At 48.2% G+C, this 17,111-nt stretch carries 12 protein-coding genes; 11 read left to right on the top strand and 1 reads right to left on the bottom strand.

The features are described from left to right. The first annotated feature begins 7 nt into the window (after nt 1-7). The 9 genes from EPH95_RS01725 to EPH95_RS01765 all read left to right on the top strand — a co-directional run bounded on the left by EPH95_RS01725 (nt 8) and on the right by EPH95_RS01765 (nt 10,935). A complete protein-coding gene (locus EPH95_RS01725; RefSeq protein ID WP_142086796.1) occupies nt 8-1,141 on the top strand; it encodes a THUMP domain-containing class I SAM-dependent RNA methyltransferase in 1,134 nt (377 codons plus the stop codon). A gap of 61 nt (nt 1,142-1,202) precedes the next feature. Then, nucleotides 1,203-1,415, top strand: coding sequence for a hypothetical protein (locus EPH95_RS01730; protein WP_142086798.1), 213 nt, complete (start codon nt 1,203-1,205; stop codon nt 1,413-1,415). An 87-nt stretch (nt 1,416-1,502) separates the two neighbouring features. Beyond that, nucleotides 1,503-2,624, top strand: coding sequence for an ABC transporter ATP-binding protein (locus EPH95_RS19595; RefSeq protein WP_142086800.1), 1,122 nt, complete (start codon nt 1,503-1,505; stop codon nt 2,622-2,624). Then, nucleotides 2,566-4,089: an ABC transporter permease/substrate-binding protein gene (locus tag EPH95_RS01740; RefSeq protein WP_142091440.1), complete on the top strand. Its 1,524-nt coding sequence runs from the start codon at nt 2,566-2,568 to the stop codon at nt 4,087-4,089. Before EPH95_RS19595 ends, EPH95_RS01740 begins: the two co-directional genes overlap by 59 nt. A 19-nt stretch (nt 4,090-4,108) precedes the next feature. Beyond that, nucleotides 4,109-4,522 (top strand): CoA-binding protein, encoded by a 414-nt coding sequence (locus EPH95_RS01745; protein WP_142086802.1) that lies wholly within the window; start codon nt 4,109-4,111, stop codon nt 4,520-4,522. A gap of 291 nt (nt 4,523-4,813) precedes the next feature. Then, complete coding sequence (gene parE, locus EPH95_RS01750; protein ID WP_142086804.1) at nt 4,814-6,826, top strand: DNA topoisomerase IV subunit B; 2,013 nt, start codon at nt 4,814-4,816, stop codon at nt 6,824-6,826. After that, nucleotides 6,819-9,257 (top strand): DNA topoisomerase IV subunit A, encoded by a 2,439-nt coding sequence (parC, locus tag EPH95_RS01755; RefSeq protein WP_142086806.1) that lies wholly within the window; start codon nt 6,819-6,821, stop codon nt 9,255-9,257. The genes parE and parC overlap by 8 nt, the downstream gene beginning before the upstream one ends. A 15-nt stretch (nt 9,258-9,272) precedes the next feature. Next, complete coding sequence (locus tag EPH95_RS01760; RefSeq protein WP_142086808.1) at nt 9,273-9,782, top strand: metal-dependent hydrolase; 510 nt, start codon at nt 9,273-9,275, stop codon at nt 9,780-9,782. 154 nt (nt 9,783-9,936) lie between these two features. Beyond that, nucleotides 9,937-10,935, top strand: a complete 999-nt coding sequence (locus EPH95_RS01765) for a D-alanyl-D-alanine carboxypeptidase family protein (protein ID WP_142086810.1) — start codon at nt 9,937-9,939, stop codon at nt 10,933-10,935. 391 nt (nt 10,936-11,326) lie between these two features. Here the strand turns inward: EPH95_RS01765 and EPH95_RS01770 are convergent, their stop codons facing one another. Continuing rightward, complete coding sequence (locus EPH95_RS01770; protein ID WP_142086812.1) at nt 11,327-13,447, bottom strand: copper-translocating P-type ATPase; 2,121 nt, start codon at nt 13,445-13,447, stop codon at nt 11,327-11,329. Nucleotides 13,448-13,818: 371 nt separating this feature from the next. On the opposite strand from EPH95_RS01770, the gene EPH95_RS01775 reads away from it, so the two are divergent. Both EPH95_RS01775 and EPH95_RS01780 read left to right on the top strand, forming a co-directional pair. Further along, complete coding sequence (locus EPH95_RS01775; RefSeq protein ID WP_142086814.1) at nt 13,819-16,239, top strand: heavy metal translocating P-type ATPase; 2,421 nt, start codon at nt 13,819-13,821, stop codon at nt 16,237-16,239. Between the two features lie 11 nt (nt 16,240-16,250). Beyond that, nucleotides 16,251-17,105: a hypothetical protein gene (locus tag EPH95_RS01780; RefSeq protein ID WP_142086816.1), complete on the top strand. Its 855-nt coding sequence runs from the start codon at nt 16,251-16,253 to the stop codon at nt 17,103-17,105. Nucleotides 17,106-17,111 lie beyond the last annotated feature (6 nt).

Below are 17,111 nucleotides of genomic sequence, written 5' to 3' on the forward strand. Positions count from 1 at the left end.
AAATTCAATGGGAACATATACATATATTGCAACGGCAACGATGGGGCTTGAGAGCATCGTTACCAAAGAAGTGCAAAAGCTCGGGTACGAAACGACGGTTGAAAACGGAAAAGTGATTTTCGAGGGCGATGAATTGGCCCTTTGTCGGGCAAATCTATGGCTCAGGACGGCAGATCGGGTAAAGCTTAAAATCGGCGGCTTTACCGCGACATCTTTTGAGGAATTGTTCGAAGGCACGAAAGCCTTGCCATGGGAAGCATTCATCCCCGTCTATGGCACGTTCCCGGTGGTCGGTCGTTCCGTGAAGTCTCAACTTTACAGCGTCCCCGACTGCCAACGGATCGTGAAAAAAGCGGTGGTGGAACGCTTGAAACAGACGTATAACCAATCATGGTTCAGTGAAGACGGCCCTCTTTTTAAAATTGAGGTGGCGCTGTTAAAAGATGAAGTTACCCTCACGCTCGACACGACAGGAGACGGGTTGCATAAGCGGGGGTATCGGCGCCTGCACGGGGAAGCACCGCTAAAAGAAACTTTGGCTGCTGCCATGATTCATTTAACGAATTGGCAGCCCGATTCCGATATGGCATTTCTGGATCCTTTTTCCGGTTCCGGAACGATTCCGATTGAAGCCGCACTGATGGCCAAAAACATCGCTCCTGGCATACAGCGGGGATTTCAGGCTGAACAATGGCCGTTCATGAACGATTCGATATGGGCGAAAGCGAGGGAAGAAGCCCGAGACCTCGCACAAACGACGAGCCGCCCTGCCATATACGGAAGCGACCGCGATGAGAAGATGACAGCCCTTGCTTCCGAAAATGCAACGCTTGCAGGCGTAGGTGAAATTGAATGGAAAACGAAACACGTGAAAGATCTTAGGCGCGTGGCAGCCCGAGGTGTTCTCGTTTGCAACCCTCCTTATGGGACGAGAATGGAAGAAAGGGATACCATACAAAACCTTTATGAAACCCTCGGACGCGTGAGCGAAAAACATTTTCAAGGCTGGTCCGTGTATGTGCTCACCGCAAACGAGCAGTTTGAGAAATTTTACGGGCAAAACGCAACAAAAAAACGAAAATTGTTTAATGGAAACATAAAAACCGATTATTACCAGTTCTGGGCGAAAAAGAAGGCATAATCGAGTCGCCACGTGCGTACAATAGATTTGTTATCACCATCTTTAGGGGGAGGAAAAATCGTTGTACGCACAGCTTTGTTTTAAAGAACGTTCGCATACTTACGAGCAAGTCGCACGCATTCAATCCGCCATCAAACACACGGAAGAACAGCTGCATCATTTACCGGCACTCGAAAGCGGTGAAGCGGAAAAAGTGAAAGCGGCTGTTCATGAGGCGCATCTTTATATCGACCGAGCACTCTACCATGAACTGGAAGCGATTCATAACGGATGAACTGTCGTTTTTCGACAGTTTTTTTGTTTGGCGATGAAAAGATTAGGGTAGGGGAGGGGAGCGGACATTGAGAGGCAGGTGACGTTTGTGATCACGTTTCAAGATGTATCAAAAACATTCAGCGGACAAATTGAAGCGGTAAAAAAGCTTGATTTTCATGTGGAAAAAGGGGAGTTTTTTGTCCTCATCGGACCGAGCGGCTGCGGGAAAACCACGAGCTTAAAGATGATCAACCGTCTTGTGGAGCCAACAGCAGGCACCATCTCCATCGACGGGAAAGACCTTCGTGATTTTAACCGCCAGGAACTGCGTTGGAATATAGGGTATGTGTTGCAACAAATCGGGCTTTTCCCGACGATGACGGTTTCGGAAAATATCGCGGTCGTTCCGGAGATGAAAAAATGGGGGAAAAATGAAACGAAGAAGCGCATCGATGAATTGCTGGAAATGGTTGATTTAGATCCGGGTACATATCGAAACCGGCTTCCGGATGAGCTTTCCGGCGGGGAACAACAACGGGTAGGGGTGATACGGGCATTGGCGGGGAACCCTGATATTCTGCTTATGGACGAGCCTTTCAGCACGCTTGACCCTATTAGTCGCGAACACTTACAAAAAGATATCGCCAAACTCCAGCAGAAAATTAAAAAAACCATCGTTTTTGTTACCCATGATATCGAAGAGGCGATGCAACTGGCCGATCGCATCTGCTTGATGAGACAAGGAGAGGCTGTACAAATCGGAAGACCCGAGGAATTTCGGAACTCCCCTGCAAGCGGTTTTGTCAAAAAGTTTGTCGGGGGTCGGGGCATGGATGTATGGAATGCGCCTGCATCAGAAGTGATGGAAACCGACAGCCAACATATGGTCGGGGAAACAATGATCCACGCCCCTTCATTCCCTGCCCCTTTATATGTATTTGGCGACCAAAGGCGTTTTCTTGGCCGCTTGGATCCGACGGGGACTGTAACAACCCATGATCTTTTGGTTTCACCGGAACGTCCGTTACATGAGGTTGTCTCCGCCGTGGAAGCTTCTGAATTCGATGCCCTCCCTGTCGTTGAGGGAGATAAGCTCGTTGGTGTGTTGAGTTATCGGAGCATTGTTGCCTATATCCATGCCCATCGGCCGGAAAGGGGGCTATGCCGTGATGGAAGCGGTAGGAGAGTTTTTGGAAGTCTTCGCCAATCAACGAGAAACACTGTTTGAATTGCTCTGGGAGCATGTGCAAATGTCTTTTATATCCCTTTTATGTGCGATTCTCATTGCCGTTCCCCTCGGCATATCCCTTACACGCACACGACGGCTCGCTGAACCGGTGATCGGTGTTGCAGCGGTTTTGCAAACTATCCCAAGCCTAGCGCTCCTCGGATTTATGATTATCTTTTTCGGAATCGGAACGGTTCCTGCCATTATCGCGCTCACCGCATATGCGCTTCTTCCCATCCTCCGCAATACATACACGGGCATACGCGAGATTGATCCGTCCATTAAGGAAGCGGCTACCGGCATGGGGATGAGCCCGGCCAGAAAACTTCGGAAAGTGGAATTGCCGATGGCACTGCCGGTCGTTATGGCCGGGATTCGCACATCGATGGTCCTGATTGTCGGTACGGCCACATTGGCAGCATTAATCGGTGCAGGCGGTCTTGGTGACTTAATTATGACCGGCATCCAGCGTGCGGATCAATCCTATATCTTGCTCGGGGCAATCCCTGCCGCGATATTGGCATTGCTGTTTGATGTTGTTCTACGCTGGACCGAAAAGGCGAAGCGTTCGTTTATGACGTTTTCAATCGTTATGGGTTCCGCTTTTTTGATTGTGATTACGCCGATTCTTCTGCCCGCACAACAACACGACGTCGTTGTTGGCGGGAAACTCGATGCTGAGCCGGAGATATTGGCTAATATGTACAAGCATTTGATCGAAGAAGATACCGATTTGAATGTGGATGTGCAGGCAGGTTTAGGCGGGACGGACATCGTGTTTGATGCCCTTCTTGTCGGCGATATCGACATTTATCCGGAATTTACGGGGACGGCTTACGTGGATCTTTTAGGGGAGGATCCTTCCGGGATGAATGAAGAAGAAGTGTATGACGCGACAAAAGCGGGAATAGAAGAAGCATACAGTGTCGTTTATCTCGAACCAATGGCTTATAATAATACGTATGCGTTAGCGGTAAGTGAAGCAATCGGGGAAGAATATGCCATCGAGACGATATCGGATGTAGAACCCCATCAAAACGAATTTACGGCCGGTTTTACTTTCGAGTTTCTTGACCGTCCCGATGACGGCTATGAGGCTGTTGTAGATACGTATGGGTTTGAACTGGCCGATGTGAATGGCCTTGATCCCGGCCTTCGTTCGCAAGCCATTGAAGAAGGGGAAGTGGAAGTGATCGATGCTTATTCCACAGATGCTTATCTCGTGGAATATGATATGATGGTTTTGGAGGATGATGAAGAATTATTCCCTCCATACCAAGGAGCGCCGTTGATGCGGGAGGAAGTTTTGGCCGATCATCCTGAACTGGAAGGCATTTTAAATACGCTTGCCGGGGAAATTAGCGATGAAGGCATGCAGGAAATGAATTACCTCGTCGATTATGAAGACGCTGATCCGGAAGCAGTTGCAGAAGACTATTTACGGGAAAACGAGTTGTTGGAATAAACGTTAGGAGGAAGAATAAGTGGAAACAATTTCCAATCCATCAAAAGAAGAGATAGGCGAAATCTTAAAGGGCGCCAAACGCATTGCTGTGGTCGGTTTATCCGATAACCCCGAGCGTACGTCGCACGAAGTTTCAAAAGTCATGCAAGAAGCAGGGTACAAAATTATTCCTGTTAATCCTACAGTTGATGAAGTGCTTGGGGAGAAAGCAGTTTCGTCGCTTAGCGACATCGAGGAACCGATTGATATTGTGAATGTGTTTCGGCGGAGTGAATTTGTGCCGGCCATTGCCGAAGAAGCCGCGCAAACGGATGCAAATGTTTTTTGGACGCAACTTGGCGTCGTCAGCAAAGAAGGATTTGAAATAGCGAAAAATAGCGGCAAAACCGTCGTGATGGACCGATGCATCAAAGTTGAGCATAGCTTGATTTAGTGAAGAATAGGTGCGCAACGCTCAAAATATTATGTTTAAATGGGGATGATGATCCCCATTTTTTTCCGAGAGAGAAAACCGTGCAGTTGTTATTGGTACGGTTCTTTTTTAGTGTTTAAAAAAAGCTGAGTTGACAGTTTCGGAAAGCATTGTCAAAATCAGTGTAAGATGAAACGCACCAATGAGCGCGCACTTTTAAAAAAAGTTTTTGCATCGACACGTGCAACGCTTGAAAACATATGTTCTATGCCTTATCGTATAGAGAGAATCATTTGATCGAAGTTGGTACACATGGGAAAGGGGTCGCGGAAATTCGTGGATGACATTAAACACACATTCGAGTACAATGACGACGCCATTCAAGTGCTGGAAGGCCTGGAAGCCGTGCGAAAAAGACCCGGCATGTATATTGGAAGCACCGATGCCCGCGGGCTGCATCATCTCGTGGACGAGATTATTGACAATGCCGTGGACGAGGCGATGGCCGGTTTCGGGCAACACATCAAGGTCACCTTGCATAAAGACGGGAGCGCCTCCGTGAGCGATGAAGGCCGCGGCATGCCTGTGGGGACCCATCGTACAGGTCGGCCGACGCCTGAAGTCATCATGACCGTATTGCACGCCGGCGGAAAATTCGGGCAAGGGGGCTACGCAGCGAGCGGGGGGCTCCATGGCGTGGGCGCTTCCGTTGTGAACGCGTTATCTTCCTCGCTTCATTTAACGATTTATCGGGATGGCCATCGTTATGAACAACGATTTGAAAATGGCGGCGTCCCCGTCACGACGCTCGAAAAAAAGGGCAAAACCAAGAAAACAGGGACGGCCGTACGTTTTCAACCCGATCCGGAAGTGTTTCAAGCCGTCTCTTTTCATAATGAGATATTGTCCGAACGCTTACGGGAAGCCGCTTTTCTTTTGGGCGGGACAGCGATTACCTTTACAGACGAACGGGGAGAGCAAACGCAAACCGAAACATTCCAATATGAAACGGGACTTGAAGCTTTTGTTTCCTACTTAAACGAAGATAAAGAAACCTTGCATGAGGTTATCTCCTTTGACGGCTCCAATCAAGACATGCATGTGAATTTTGCCTTTCAATTCAACGACGGTTATACCGAGAATATTTTGTCCTTTGTGAACCACGTTCGAACAAGAGACGGGGGAACACACGAATTTGGGATGAAAACAGCCCTCACGCGTGCGTTGAACGAACATGCCCGGAAATTGCAATTGCTCAAGGCTAAAGATAAAAACTTGGACGGAAACGATATTCGCGAAGGGTTAACGGTGGTGTTATCCGTACATATTCCAGAAGCGCTTTTGCAATTTGAGGGGCAGACGAAAAGCAAGCTAGGAACACCGGATGCCCGTTCGATTGTCGATGCTTATCTCTCGGATAAACTGGGGTATTTTTTTGAAGAAAACCCGAAACTGAGCACCATGCTGATTCAAAAAGCCATCAAAGCCCAGCAAGTCCGGGAAGCAGCGCGAAAAGCGAGAGAAGAGGCAAGAAGCGGCAAAAAGTCCCGGAAAAAAGAGGCCTTGCTGAGCGGAAAGCTAACCCCGGCCCAATCCAAAAACCCGCGACGAAACGAACTTTATCTCGTGGAAGGGGATTCCGCGGGAGGTTCCGCGAAGGAAGGACGCGACCGTAAATTCCAGGCAGTTCTCCCGCTGCGCGGCAAAGTGATTAATACCGAAAAAGCCAAGCTCGACGACATCATGAAAAACGAGGAAATCCGCACAATTATTTATGCGATCGGGGCAGGCGCAGGGACGGATTTTTCCATTGAAGATTGCAACTACGACAAAGTGGTGATTATGACGGACGCAGATACGGATGGCGCACACATTCAAGTATTGTTGCTGACGTTTTTTTACCGCTATATGCGTCCGCTCGTGGAAGCTGGCAAAGTGTTTATCGCCCTGCCTCCCTTATACAAAGTGGAAAAAGGCAGCGGCGCGAAGCACAAAATGGAATACGCGTGGGATGAAGCCGGTTTAAACAAGGCAATCAAAAACGTCGGAAAAGGCTACACGATACAAAGGTACAAAGGCCTCGGCGAGATGGACCCAATCCAGTTATGGGAAACAACAATGAATCCGGACGGGCGCACGCTTATCCGCGTAAACGTTGAAGACCTGGCCCGGGCGGATAAGCGCGTATCGACCTTAATGGGCGACAAAGTCGAACCGAGACGGAAGTGGATCGAATCCCACGTCGCCTTCGGACTCGATGAAGAAACGAATATTATGGACAACGAGCAAATGTTGTTTGCAGAGGGAGAGGACAGCCGTGCCTGAAGCTGAAAAATATTTGGATTTGCCGCTGGAAGAGGTTATCGGAGACCGGTTCGGCCGCTATAGCAAATACATCATTCAGGAACGAGCGCTTCCGGATGCAAAAGATGGGTTGAAACCTGTACAGCGCCGCATTCTCTATGCGATGGTAAAAGACAACAATACGGCCGACAAACCTTTTCGGAAGGCGGCCAAAACGGTCGGGAATGTCATCGGCAACTATCATCCCCACGGGGATTCTTCGGTCTATGAAGCACTGGTGCGCATGAGCCAACCATGGAAAATTCGCCATGGCCTTGTGCAGATGCAAGGGAATAACGGTTCCATCGATGGAGACCCGCCGGCAGCCATGCGGTATACGGAAGCCCGGATCTCCGCTTTGGCTCAGGAAATGCTTCGCGATATCGGAAAAGAGACCGTCGAGTTCATTCCGAATTTTGATGACACGGACGAAGAACCCGTCGTTTTGCCGGCTTATTTCCCGAATTTGCTCGTCAACGGTTCCACCGGCATTTCTGCCGGCTATGCTACCGATATCCCTCCCCACAATCTCGGCGAGGTGATCGATGCGGCCATCCATATGCTTGATCAGCCGGATTGCACCCTGGAAGACCTTTTGACCTTCATTAAAGGTCCGGATTTTCCGGGAGGAGGGACCGTCCAAGGGACGGAAAACCTCAAGCAAGCTTATGAAACGGGCAAAGGAAAAGTCATCGTACGGGGCACCGCGAATATCGAAACGTTGCGGGGCGGAAAAGAACAAATTGTCATTACGGAGATACCATATGAAGTCGTTAAGGCGAACCTCGTTAAACGCATGGATGAAATCCGCTTCGACAAAAAAATCGACGGCATCGCGGAAGTTCGCGATGACACCGACCGCACCGGGCTGCAAATCGTTGTGGAACTAAAAAAAGAAGCGGATGCGCAAAGCATTTTGCACTACTTGTATAAACACACCGATTTGCAGGTTACTTATCACTTGAACATGGTTGCGATCGCTGATAAAGCGCCGCAATTGATGGGATTAAAACCTTTGTTATCCGCCTATATTGCCCATCAAAAAGAAGTCGTGATCAATCGCAGCCGCTACGAATTGGATCAAGCGACGAAACGGCAACACATTGTGGAAGGGCTAATGAAAGCGATCAGCGTTTTGGACGAACTCATCGCGCTCATTCGCCAATCGAACGACAAGGCGGACGCAAAACAAAACATCACCGAAGCTTTCGGCTTCACGGAAGTGCAAGCGGAAGCGATCGTAAATTTGCAACTGTACCGTTTAACGAACACAGACATTGTAACATTGGAGAAAGAAGCGGAAGAGCTAGCAAAAACAATTGAACGCTTGAATGAAATCTTAGGCAGCCCTAAAAAGCTTGTCCAAACGATTAAAAAAGAATTGAAACAAATGAAGAAAAAATACGCGGATGACCGTCGAACAGTTATCGAAGAAAAGGTGGAAGAACTGAAAGTTGACATGCAGGTGATGATCCCGGCCGAAGAAGTATTTGTGACGGTCACCCGGGGCGGGTATGTGAAACGCACGAGTGCACGTTCCTACAGCGCGTCCATCGATGAGCGCCCGGGCATGAAAGACACGGATGACTTGCTGTTCTTTGCGGAAATGAACACAACGGATACGTTACTTTTATTTACTTCCCAGGGTCGGTACGTTTATATTCCCGTTCATCAGCTTCCGGATATTCGTTGGAAAGACGACGGTCAACATGTCGGCAACCTCGCGACGCTTGCAGCGGATGACGGCATCGTACGCGCTATCCCGGTTCGTTCTTTTGACCAGGATCGTTACTTGATGTTCTTTACGAAAAAGGGCATGGCCAAACGTTCCGTGTTAAGCGATTATCAGGCACAGCGCTTCTCTAAGGCGCTGATCGCGCTTAAGATCAAGGAAGGGGACACCCTTCTTGACGTCGCCCTTACGGAAGGATCTTCCGAGATCTTTTTCGCTACAAAACAAGGGTATGGACTTCGGTTTTCGGAATCGGAGATTAGTGTCGTCGGCCAACGTGCCGCCGGCGTAAAAGGCATCGCGCTAAAAGAAAAAGACGAAGTCGTATCCGCATTTCCTTTCCCTGCGGAAAACGCAGAATCGCTCTTTTCCGTTTCCCATCGGGGAGCAGTGAAAAAAATGAAATGGGATCAATTCCCGAGCAGTTCCCGCGCGAAACGCGGCCTTACCATGTTGCGTGAGTTAAAAACAAATCCTCACAAGTTAGTCGCTGTTAATCCTGTAGCAATAAACGAGACGTTAATGATAAAAACCGGGGATGAAAGCATCCATCCGATCTCGACAGCAGGGGTTCGCCACTATGACCGTTATCAAACCGGAAGTTACGTAATCGATACGGATACCTCGGGAGCTGTGCGTGCGGTATGGCCTTACATCGACCACGAACGTTCAACTGAATAAAAGGAGTATAATATTATGAAAGGCGGCACCCATCTCGTTGGCGCTCTAGCAGCCGCGGCAACTTATGATATGCTCGCGCCTGAAACGCTCCCGTCCATCGAAGGGGGATGGGACGCTGCTATTTTTTTCAGCGCTTCTCTGCTTGGAGGACTGCTTCCGGATATATGTCATCCGCAATCGAAGGCGGGAAGACGAGCCTCTGTTTTTTCATGGTTGATAAGACGAATATTCGGACACCGTACCTTTACCCATAGTTTGATATTCCTCGTCCTTATCGCTGTCCTCACAGGCATGATTCCGGGCACCATCGGGGTGATGATTCAATCCGGAGTCTTTATCGGGATGGCAAGCCATTACATCCTCGATATGCTCACGTCACAAGGCATCAAACTTTTTTATCCCATCGATACGACGATACGTTTTCCTTTTCATACCCGAACCGGCTCTTGGATCGGTGAGGGAAGTGTAAACGTTCTATGCATCGCTTGGGTCACTTATTATGGAATGTCGATCATCGGTGTATAGCTAGTGCGCCTCTCGAAGGGTTCGTTCCGACAGAATTGTGCTTCATCGGAACGAACCTGACTTCCTCAACTTTTTTTTGATTGTTCCAAAAGGTCTTTTGTCTTATAATTGAGTTCATATACAAGACTTTAGTACAGGAGCGAAAGACCAGCATATGCGGCATTTAATTCGTTTTTTCATTTCAAGCACTATTTTAGTTTTTATGTTTTTGATTTTATCTTCTTCTCAAATCATTGAAGAATCAGTAACGGAACAATTATCGGAAAAAAATGTGGAATTGGCAGAGAAATCCAGCATTACGCCGATGGGGTTTAATGACGTTCAGACAGAGGCGGAGGCTGCCGTTCTGTTAGACGGCGATACCGGTGACGTACTCTGGCAAAAAAATGCAAATGAACCATTGCCGCCGGCGAGCATGTCCAAAGTGATGACGATGTATTTGATTTTGGAATCGCTGGAAGACGGTGACATGGATATCGAAGACGAAGTGGGAATTAGCGATGTTGCCGCAGCAACCGGAGGAGCAAGTATCTATCTCCGGGAAGGTTCTGTCTTATCGGTTGCGGATCTTTTTCAAGCAATGGCGATTGTTTCTGCCAATGATGCGTCGGTGGCGCTGGCTGAATATACAGACGGAAGCGAAGAAGCTTTTATGGAGCGCATGAACGAAAAGGCTAGCGAAATAGGGCTGTCTCAAGATGCAAACTTTATAAACGCAAGCGGGCTCCCTCATGAAACATTCGATTATGAATCCAGAATGACTGCCTTGGATACAGCAGTGCTCGGCTACCATTTGCTTCAAGATTATCCGAATATCGTCAACCTTACTAAACAACCCACGCTCAGCCTTTCCTATCGGAACCAGGTATTGCCAAGTACCAATACTCTATTGAACAGTGAAGAAGTGGGTTCCAACATCGATGAGCCGGATTTTGACCAACACCCAGCCCATCCCGAAGTGGATGGATTAAAAACTGGCTATACCCGCGGCGCAGGGTACTCGTTTATCGGCACTTCCGAACAACATGGACAACGATTAATTGCCGTCGTCATGCGTGCAGAATCAGATGAAGCTCGTTTTGAAGAGACACAACAAATATTAAAAGCCGGGTTTGAACATGTGCATAAAGACATTCGGACTGAGCGTGAATGAACCTTCCGCGAAGAACGTAATTTTCAAGCGTTCGGGTTAGAAGATCTTTTTTTCGATGTATGCGTACATATCTTACCGGCCACTCAAAAGGGAAGTGGCTTCATTATGATTATGCTGGGCATTCTTCATTTCACCGGTTATTTTGAGACGATTGCGATGTATTTAGGACAGTATGTCCCGTCCTGGATGATATAATGCTACAAGAAACTGTCCTTTCGAAGGTAATTTAATAGCTGAAAGATCATTGGCAACGGTTGCTATGTGATGAAATGAGTATTAAAGCTTAATTGAAGAGAGCATTGTAACAAATAAAGTAACCCCTTGCTATAAAACAAAGGGGTTTCTAAATGTTTGGTGATATTTCATACCACATAGAGAAATGTTGGGGCATTTACTTCATTTTGAGCGTCTGGGCATTGATCGCTACAATTATTGTACTAAGGGACATGAGGACCGCACCTAAGGCAGGATCAAGAAGAAATCCCCATGCTGCGAGTACACCTGCCGCGAGTGGAATCGCGACAATGTTGTAGCCGGCCGCCCACCAAAGGTTTTGAATCATCTTTCGATAAGTGAGCCTAGACAAATCGACAATGGATACGACATCGAGCGGATCGCTGTTGACGAGGATAACATCAGCTGTTTCCATAGCAACGTCTGTGCCTGCTCCAACGGCAACGCCGAGATCGGCATTGGCAAGCGCGGGCGCATCATTAATGCCATCCCCTGTCATGCCGACACGTTTTCCATCTTTCTTTAATTCCTTCACTTTTTCCGCTTTTTCATGAGGAAGAACTTCAGCGATGACTTGATCAATGCCAATCTGCTTGGCTACTTCCTGCGCCACTTTTTCGTTGTCTCCGGTTAGCATCACGGTCTCGATCCCCATTTGATGCAAACGATCAACGGCTTCTTTTGCGGATGTTTTTACAACATCAGCCAAAGCAATGGCCCCAAGTAAGGTTTGCTCTTGAAGGACGAAAACAACGGTTTTGCCTGCTTCCGCAAGTTTGGAAAAGCGCTCCTTGTCATAGCTGATCCCCTCTCTTTGCAGATACCCCGGACTGACGACCGAAATAACCTTGCCATCAACGTTTCCGGTAATGCCTGCCCCTGTCATTGAATCAAAGTTTTCCGGTTGGGGAATATCGATGTTCGCTTCGTTGACTTTCGCTACAATACCGGCAGCGATTGGATGCTCCGATTGTGACTCAAGCGAGGCGGCCAGTTTTAAAAGCTCTTCTTCGGATATACTCTCTTCCGGGAGAACATCTGTAACGCCGAATTCTCCATGCGTCAGTGTTCCGGTCTTGTCAAAAATCATCGTGTCGACCCTTCGGGCGCTTTCAAATCCAATGCGGTTGCGAATGAATAACCCTTTTTGCGCCGAAATTCCTGTGGAACGGGCAGCCACTAATGGAATCGCGAGACCGAGGGCGTGCGGACAAGAAATGACGAGCACGGTGACCATCCGGGTGACCGCGAATTCTGTGTCCACACCAAGGGCCATCCAAGTGCTGAAGGTCACGATTCCGGCAACCACAGCGACGTAGAACAGGAGACTGGCGGCGCGATCCGAAAGCATTTGCGTTTTTGATTTGCTTTCCTGTGCCTCTTTGACGAGCTGAACCACTTGCGATAGATACCCTTCATCGCTCGTCTTGGTCACTTCGATCGTCAAAGATCCGGAAGAGTTGATGGCTCCGCCAATGACTTCGTCTCCTTCACTTTTTTCAACCGGTTCCGACTCTCCGGTGAGCATCGATTCATTGATGGAGGACTTTCCATTTAAAATATGTCCATCCGCCGGTATTTTCTCACCCGGTTTAATAAGAAGACGGTCGCCCTTTTTAAGCTCGGTTACGGAGACAGATATAACCTGATCGTCGGCATCCAGTTTATTCGCTTCCTGGGGCATCAGTTCTACCAGGGATTCAAGCGAATCGGACGCTTTCATCACGGATTTCATCTCGATCCAGTGACCGAGAAGCATAATGGCAACCAACGTGGCCAGCTCCCAGAAAAAGTCCATCCCTTCAAGGCCAAAGACCGTAGCGGCACTGTACACATACGCAACGGTGATGGCAAACCCTATAAGGGTCATCATCCCTGGGGCTTTATCTTTGATCTCACTCACAAGCCCCGTTAAAAATGGCCAACCCCCGTAGACGAAGACGATGGTTGCCAAGATGAGTTCAACGGCCGTATCGCCGGGGAATGCAACCGTATAATTAAAAAACATCTGAATCATATCGGACAATATGATAATAGGGATAGCTAGAATAACCGTGACGAAAAAGCGTTTCTTGAAGTCAGCCATCATATCTCCGTGATCGCCATGCCCGTGGTGACCATGGCCGGAGTGGCCGCCATGGCCATCGTGATGAGCATGATCGTCATGATCGTGATCCCCATGATGCTCATGGTCGTGATGGCTTTCGTCGTGGTGAGCATGGTGGTCATGCTCTTTGTGATGGTGATGTCCTTGTTCGTGATGATTTTTATTGGACATTGTATCTCCCTCCCCTTATATGCACATAATACAATTACCCGTGTAGGGTATATGTGAAACATGCTTAATTCATCCTGTCTGAATAGATTTCACCAGGGGTCAAACTTTTATAACCTGCGCTTAAAAACTATAATGGCAACGCATGGGATCATTCAAAGGGTGAATATTTATGGTCATAAAAGGAAACGATTTTTCTCCCTTTACATACCTTACGGGGGTATGGTATATTCTTTACAGACACTAATGATCAGGATTTTGGAGGGAGTGAATGTAACTAAGTGAAGATCGCAAAGGGAGCTTTTGAATAGTTCTTCTCTTTATATACCCTACATGGGTATAGTAACATAAATGATGAACGGGGGGAGAAAACAATGGGCACGCAAAAAGAAGCCTCCTTGCAAATTTCCGGCATGACGTGTGCAGCGTGTGCGTCGAAAATTGAAAAGGGGCTAGCAAAAATAGATGGCGTTAGTGAAGCAAATGTAAATTTTGCGATGGAAAAAACCAATGTCGTTTACGATCCCGAGCAAACGGATGTCCAAGATTTTGAAGCGAAAATTGATAAACTTGGTTATCAAGTCATTCATGAAAAACAAACTTTTGATATTTCAGGCATGACTTGTGCGGCTTGTGCAACAAAAATTGAAAAAAAGCTATCAAAAATGGAAGGGGTTTCTTCGGCAACGGTTAACTTTGCCATGGAGAATGTTTCTGTCGAGTATGATAAAGGCCAAGTATCCGTCGGAGATATGATCGAAGGGGTCCGCAAATTGGGATATACCCTTAAACCGCAAAAGTCAAGGGAAGAAATGGTGAGTAGAAAAGACGACGAAATACGCAAGCAAACCGGTAAATTTGTGTTTGCAACGATTTTAACGTTGCCATTGTTTTGGACAATGGTGGCTCACTTTGAGTTTACGTCCTTCCTCTATATGCCGGATATGTTCATGGACCCATGGGTACAGCTGGCTCTGGCAGCCCCTGTGCAATTTTTCGTTGGGGCACAGTTTTATAGTGGCTCCTACAAAGCCTTGAAAAATAAAAGTGCAAATATGGATGTATTGATTGCGCTTGGGACGACGGCGGCCTTTTTCTATAGCATCTTCTTGGGTTGGGAATGGTATGCCACTGGCCAACAGGGGATGCCGGAGCTTTACTTTGAGACGGCAGCCGTGATTATTACGCTCGTTTTCCTCGGGAAACTGTTTGAAGTACGTGCCAAAGGACGCACGAGCAAAGCGATTGAAAAGTTGCTTGGTTTGCAAGCCAAAACGGCACGCATCATTCGTAATGGGGAGGAAATGGAAGTCTCCATCGAAGAAGTGCTTGTGGGAGACACGGTTATGGTACGCCCCGGAGAGAAAGTGCCAGTGGACGGAATGATTCATGAAGGGCAATCGGCCATGGACGAATCGATGATCACCGGCGAAAGCATTCCGGTTGACAAAAAACAAGGAGACGATGTCATCGGGTCAACGATCAATAAAAACGGGCTTCTCAAAATCGAAGCTACGAAGGTCGGGAAAGACACGGCCCTTTCTCAAATCGTTAAAGTTGTGGAAGAAGCGCAAGGAAGCAAGGCGAATGTCCAACGGACGGTTGATAAAGTTTCGGGGATTTTTGTCCCGATCGTTGTGTTGATCGCGATCACTACCTTTCTCACCTGGTATTTTGTGATCGAACCCGGAGATTTGCGTTCAGCACTCGTCCCTCTCATTACGATTCTCGTTATCGCTTGCCCATGTGCCTTAGGCCTAGCTACACCAACCTCCATTATGGCGGGGACCGGTCGTTCGGCTGAGAATGGTGTACTTTTTAAAGGCGGCGAGCATCTAGAAAACACACGTGGGGTCCAAACGATCGTGCTTGACAAGACGGGCACGGTAACCAAGGGCGAACCTGCCTTGACCGATGTTGAGGTTGCGCTCGATTTCCATGAAGAGACGGTGCTTGCAATTATCGGTGCCGTGGAGAAAAACTCGGAGCACCCCCTCGCGGAAGCGATGGTAAAAGGTATTGAAGAAAAGGGGATTTCGTTGCGAGAAGCCGAAGATTTCGAAGCGCTGCCAGGGTTTGGCGTTCGTGCTTTTGTTGGCGGAGACGAAGTCCTCATCGGGACACGTAAACTGATGCAAACATCATCGGTCACGATTGGATCTGCCGGCGATGAGATGTCTACCTTTGAGAAAGAAGGAAAGACAGCGATGCTCATTGCCATCGGCGGCACGTATGCTGGGATGATTGCGGTTGCCGATACGGTGAAAGAAACGTCCAAAGACGCGATCAAGCGCATGCATGACTTCGGGTTGGAAGTGGCGATGCTAACAGGAGACAACCAGCAAACGGCAGAAGCGATCGGCCAACAAGTCGGAATTGACCGTGTGATCGCCGAAGTCGTTCCGGAACAAAAAGCCGAAGAAATCAAAAAGATCCAAGAGCAAGGCCAAAAAGTCGCGATGGTTGGCGATGGTATTAACGATGCACCGGCACTCGCGGTTGCCGATATTGGGATGGCGATTGGAACAGGAACGGATGTGGCGATTGAAGCTGCCGATATTACTCTGATGCGCGGCGACTTGCACAGCGTAGCTGATAGTGTGCAGCTCAGTACGAAAACGTACCGTAACATTAAACAAAACCTGTTCTTTGCCTTCATTTACAACACGGCATCAATCCCGATTGCAGCTGCCGGACTACTTGCTCCATGGGTAGCAGGAGCAGCGATGGCTTTCAGTTCGGTGTCCGTCGTCTTAAATGCTTTACGTCTACAACGGTTGAAGTTGAGCCGATAGGAGGGAAAACTATGAAAATTAGATATTGGGCACTCGTGGGGGTCTTGTATGTGGCGGTTGTTATTGGCAGTTACACGGCCATCACGGGTGCGAACCCGTTAGAGAGCACTGACATGCATGAAGATCACGGAAATGCAGAAGAAGCGCAGGAAAGCTATGAAGTTTCATCAGTGCAAAACGAGGAGGATGGACAAATGGATCACCACCATCAGCAAACAGACGGCGCATCTGACGTTCACACCGACGTTTCTTATAACGGTGGGGAGGTTCGCGTCCAGCTAGAGGATGTACACGGAACTGTGCCTGAGTTAGAAGAAACTCATGAAAAAGAGATGCATTTGATCATCGTCTCGAATGACTTGGAAGACTTCATCCACCTCCATCCGGAACGCGAGGAGGACGCCATCCATACAGCGCCGACAGACCTTGAAAACGGCCATTACCAAGCCTTTGTCGATATGGCTCCGAAGGATCGGAACTATGTTGTTCAGCCTAATGACCTTCAGGTAGGCGAGGGAAAGCAGGCCAGCCCCTCGGCTTCTCTCTCAGCGAGTGAAAATCTGACGCAAGAGATCAATGGGAAGACGGTCACCCTCGAGACCGAAGGATTGAGCACGAGTGATACAACGAAACTTGATTTTGATTTGCATGGAGAAGAACCGGAGCCTTATTTGGGCGCCCTTGGCCATGTCGTGATCCTTGATGAAGACGCGGAGACATTTATTCATGTTCATCCGACTTCAGACCATACAACCACTTTCGAAACCCATATTGATCAGCCTGGGCTGTACAAAGTTTGGGCGGAATTCCAGTATGAAGACACTGGTGTTCTTACATTTCCGTTTGTTCTTCAAGTCGACGAATGAGAGGAG

This window comes from Salicibibacter halophilus, from assembly GCF_006740705.1.
Classification (GTDB): domain Bacteria; phylum Bacillota; class Bacilli; order Bacillales; family Marinococcaceae; genus Salicibibacter; species Salicibibacter halophilus.

Coding starts and splice junctions, on each gene's coding strand:
- EPH95_RS01740 (WP_142091440.1), top strand. CDS start 2,566: ATGGAAGCGGTAGGAGAGTTTTTGGAAGTCTTCGCCAATCAACGAGAA.
- EPH95_RS01780 (WP_142086816.1), top strand. CDS start 16,251: ATGAAAATTAGATATTGGGCACTCGTGGGGGTCTTGTATGTGGCGGTT.
- EPH95_RS01775 (WP_142086814.1), top strand. CDS start 13,819: ATGGGCACGCAAAAAGAAGCCTCCTTGCAAATTTCCGGCATGACGTGT.
- EPH95_RS01765 (WP_142086810.1), top strand. CDS start 9,937: ATGCGGCATTTAATTCGTTTTTTCATTTCAAGCACTATTTTAGTTTTT.
- EPH95_RS01760 (WP_142086808.1), top strand. CDS start 9,273: ATGAAAGGCGGCACCCATCTCGTTGGCGCTCTAGCAGCCGCGGCAACT.
- EPH95_RS01770 (WP_142086812.1), bottom strand. CDS start 13,447: ATGTCCAATAAAAATCATCACGAACAAGGACATCACCATCACAAAGAG.
- parE (WP_142086804.1), top strand. CDS start 4,814: ATGGGAAAGGGGTCGCGGAAATTCGTGGATGACATTAAACACACATTC.
- EPH95_RS01725 (WP_142086796.1), top strand. CDS start 8: ATGGGAACATATACATATATTGCAACGGCAACGATGGGGCTTGAGAGC.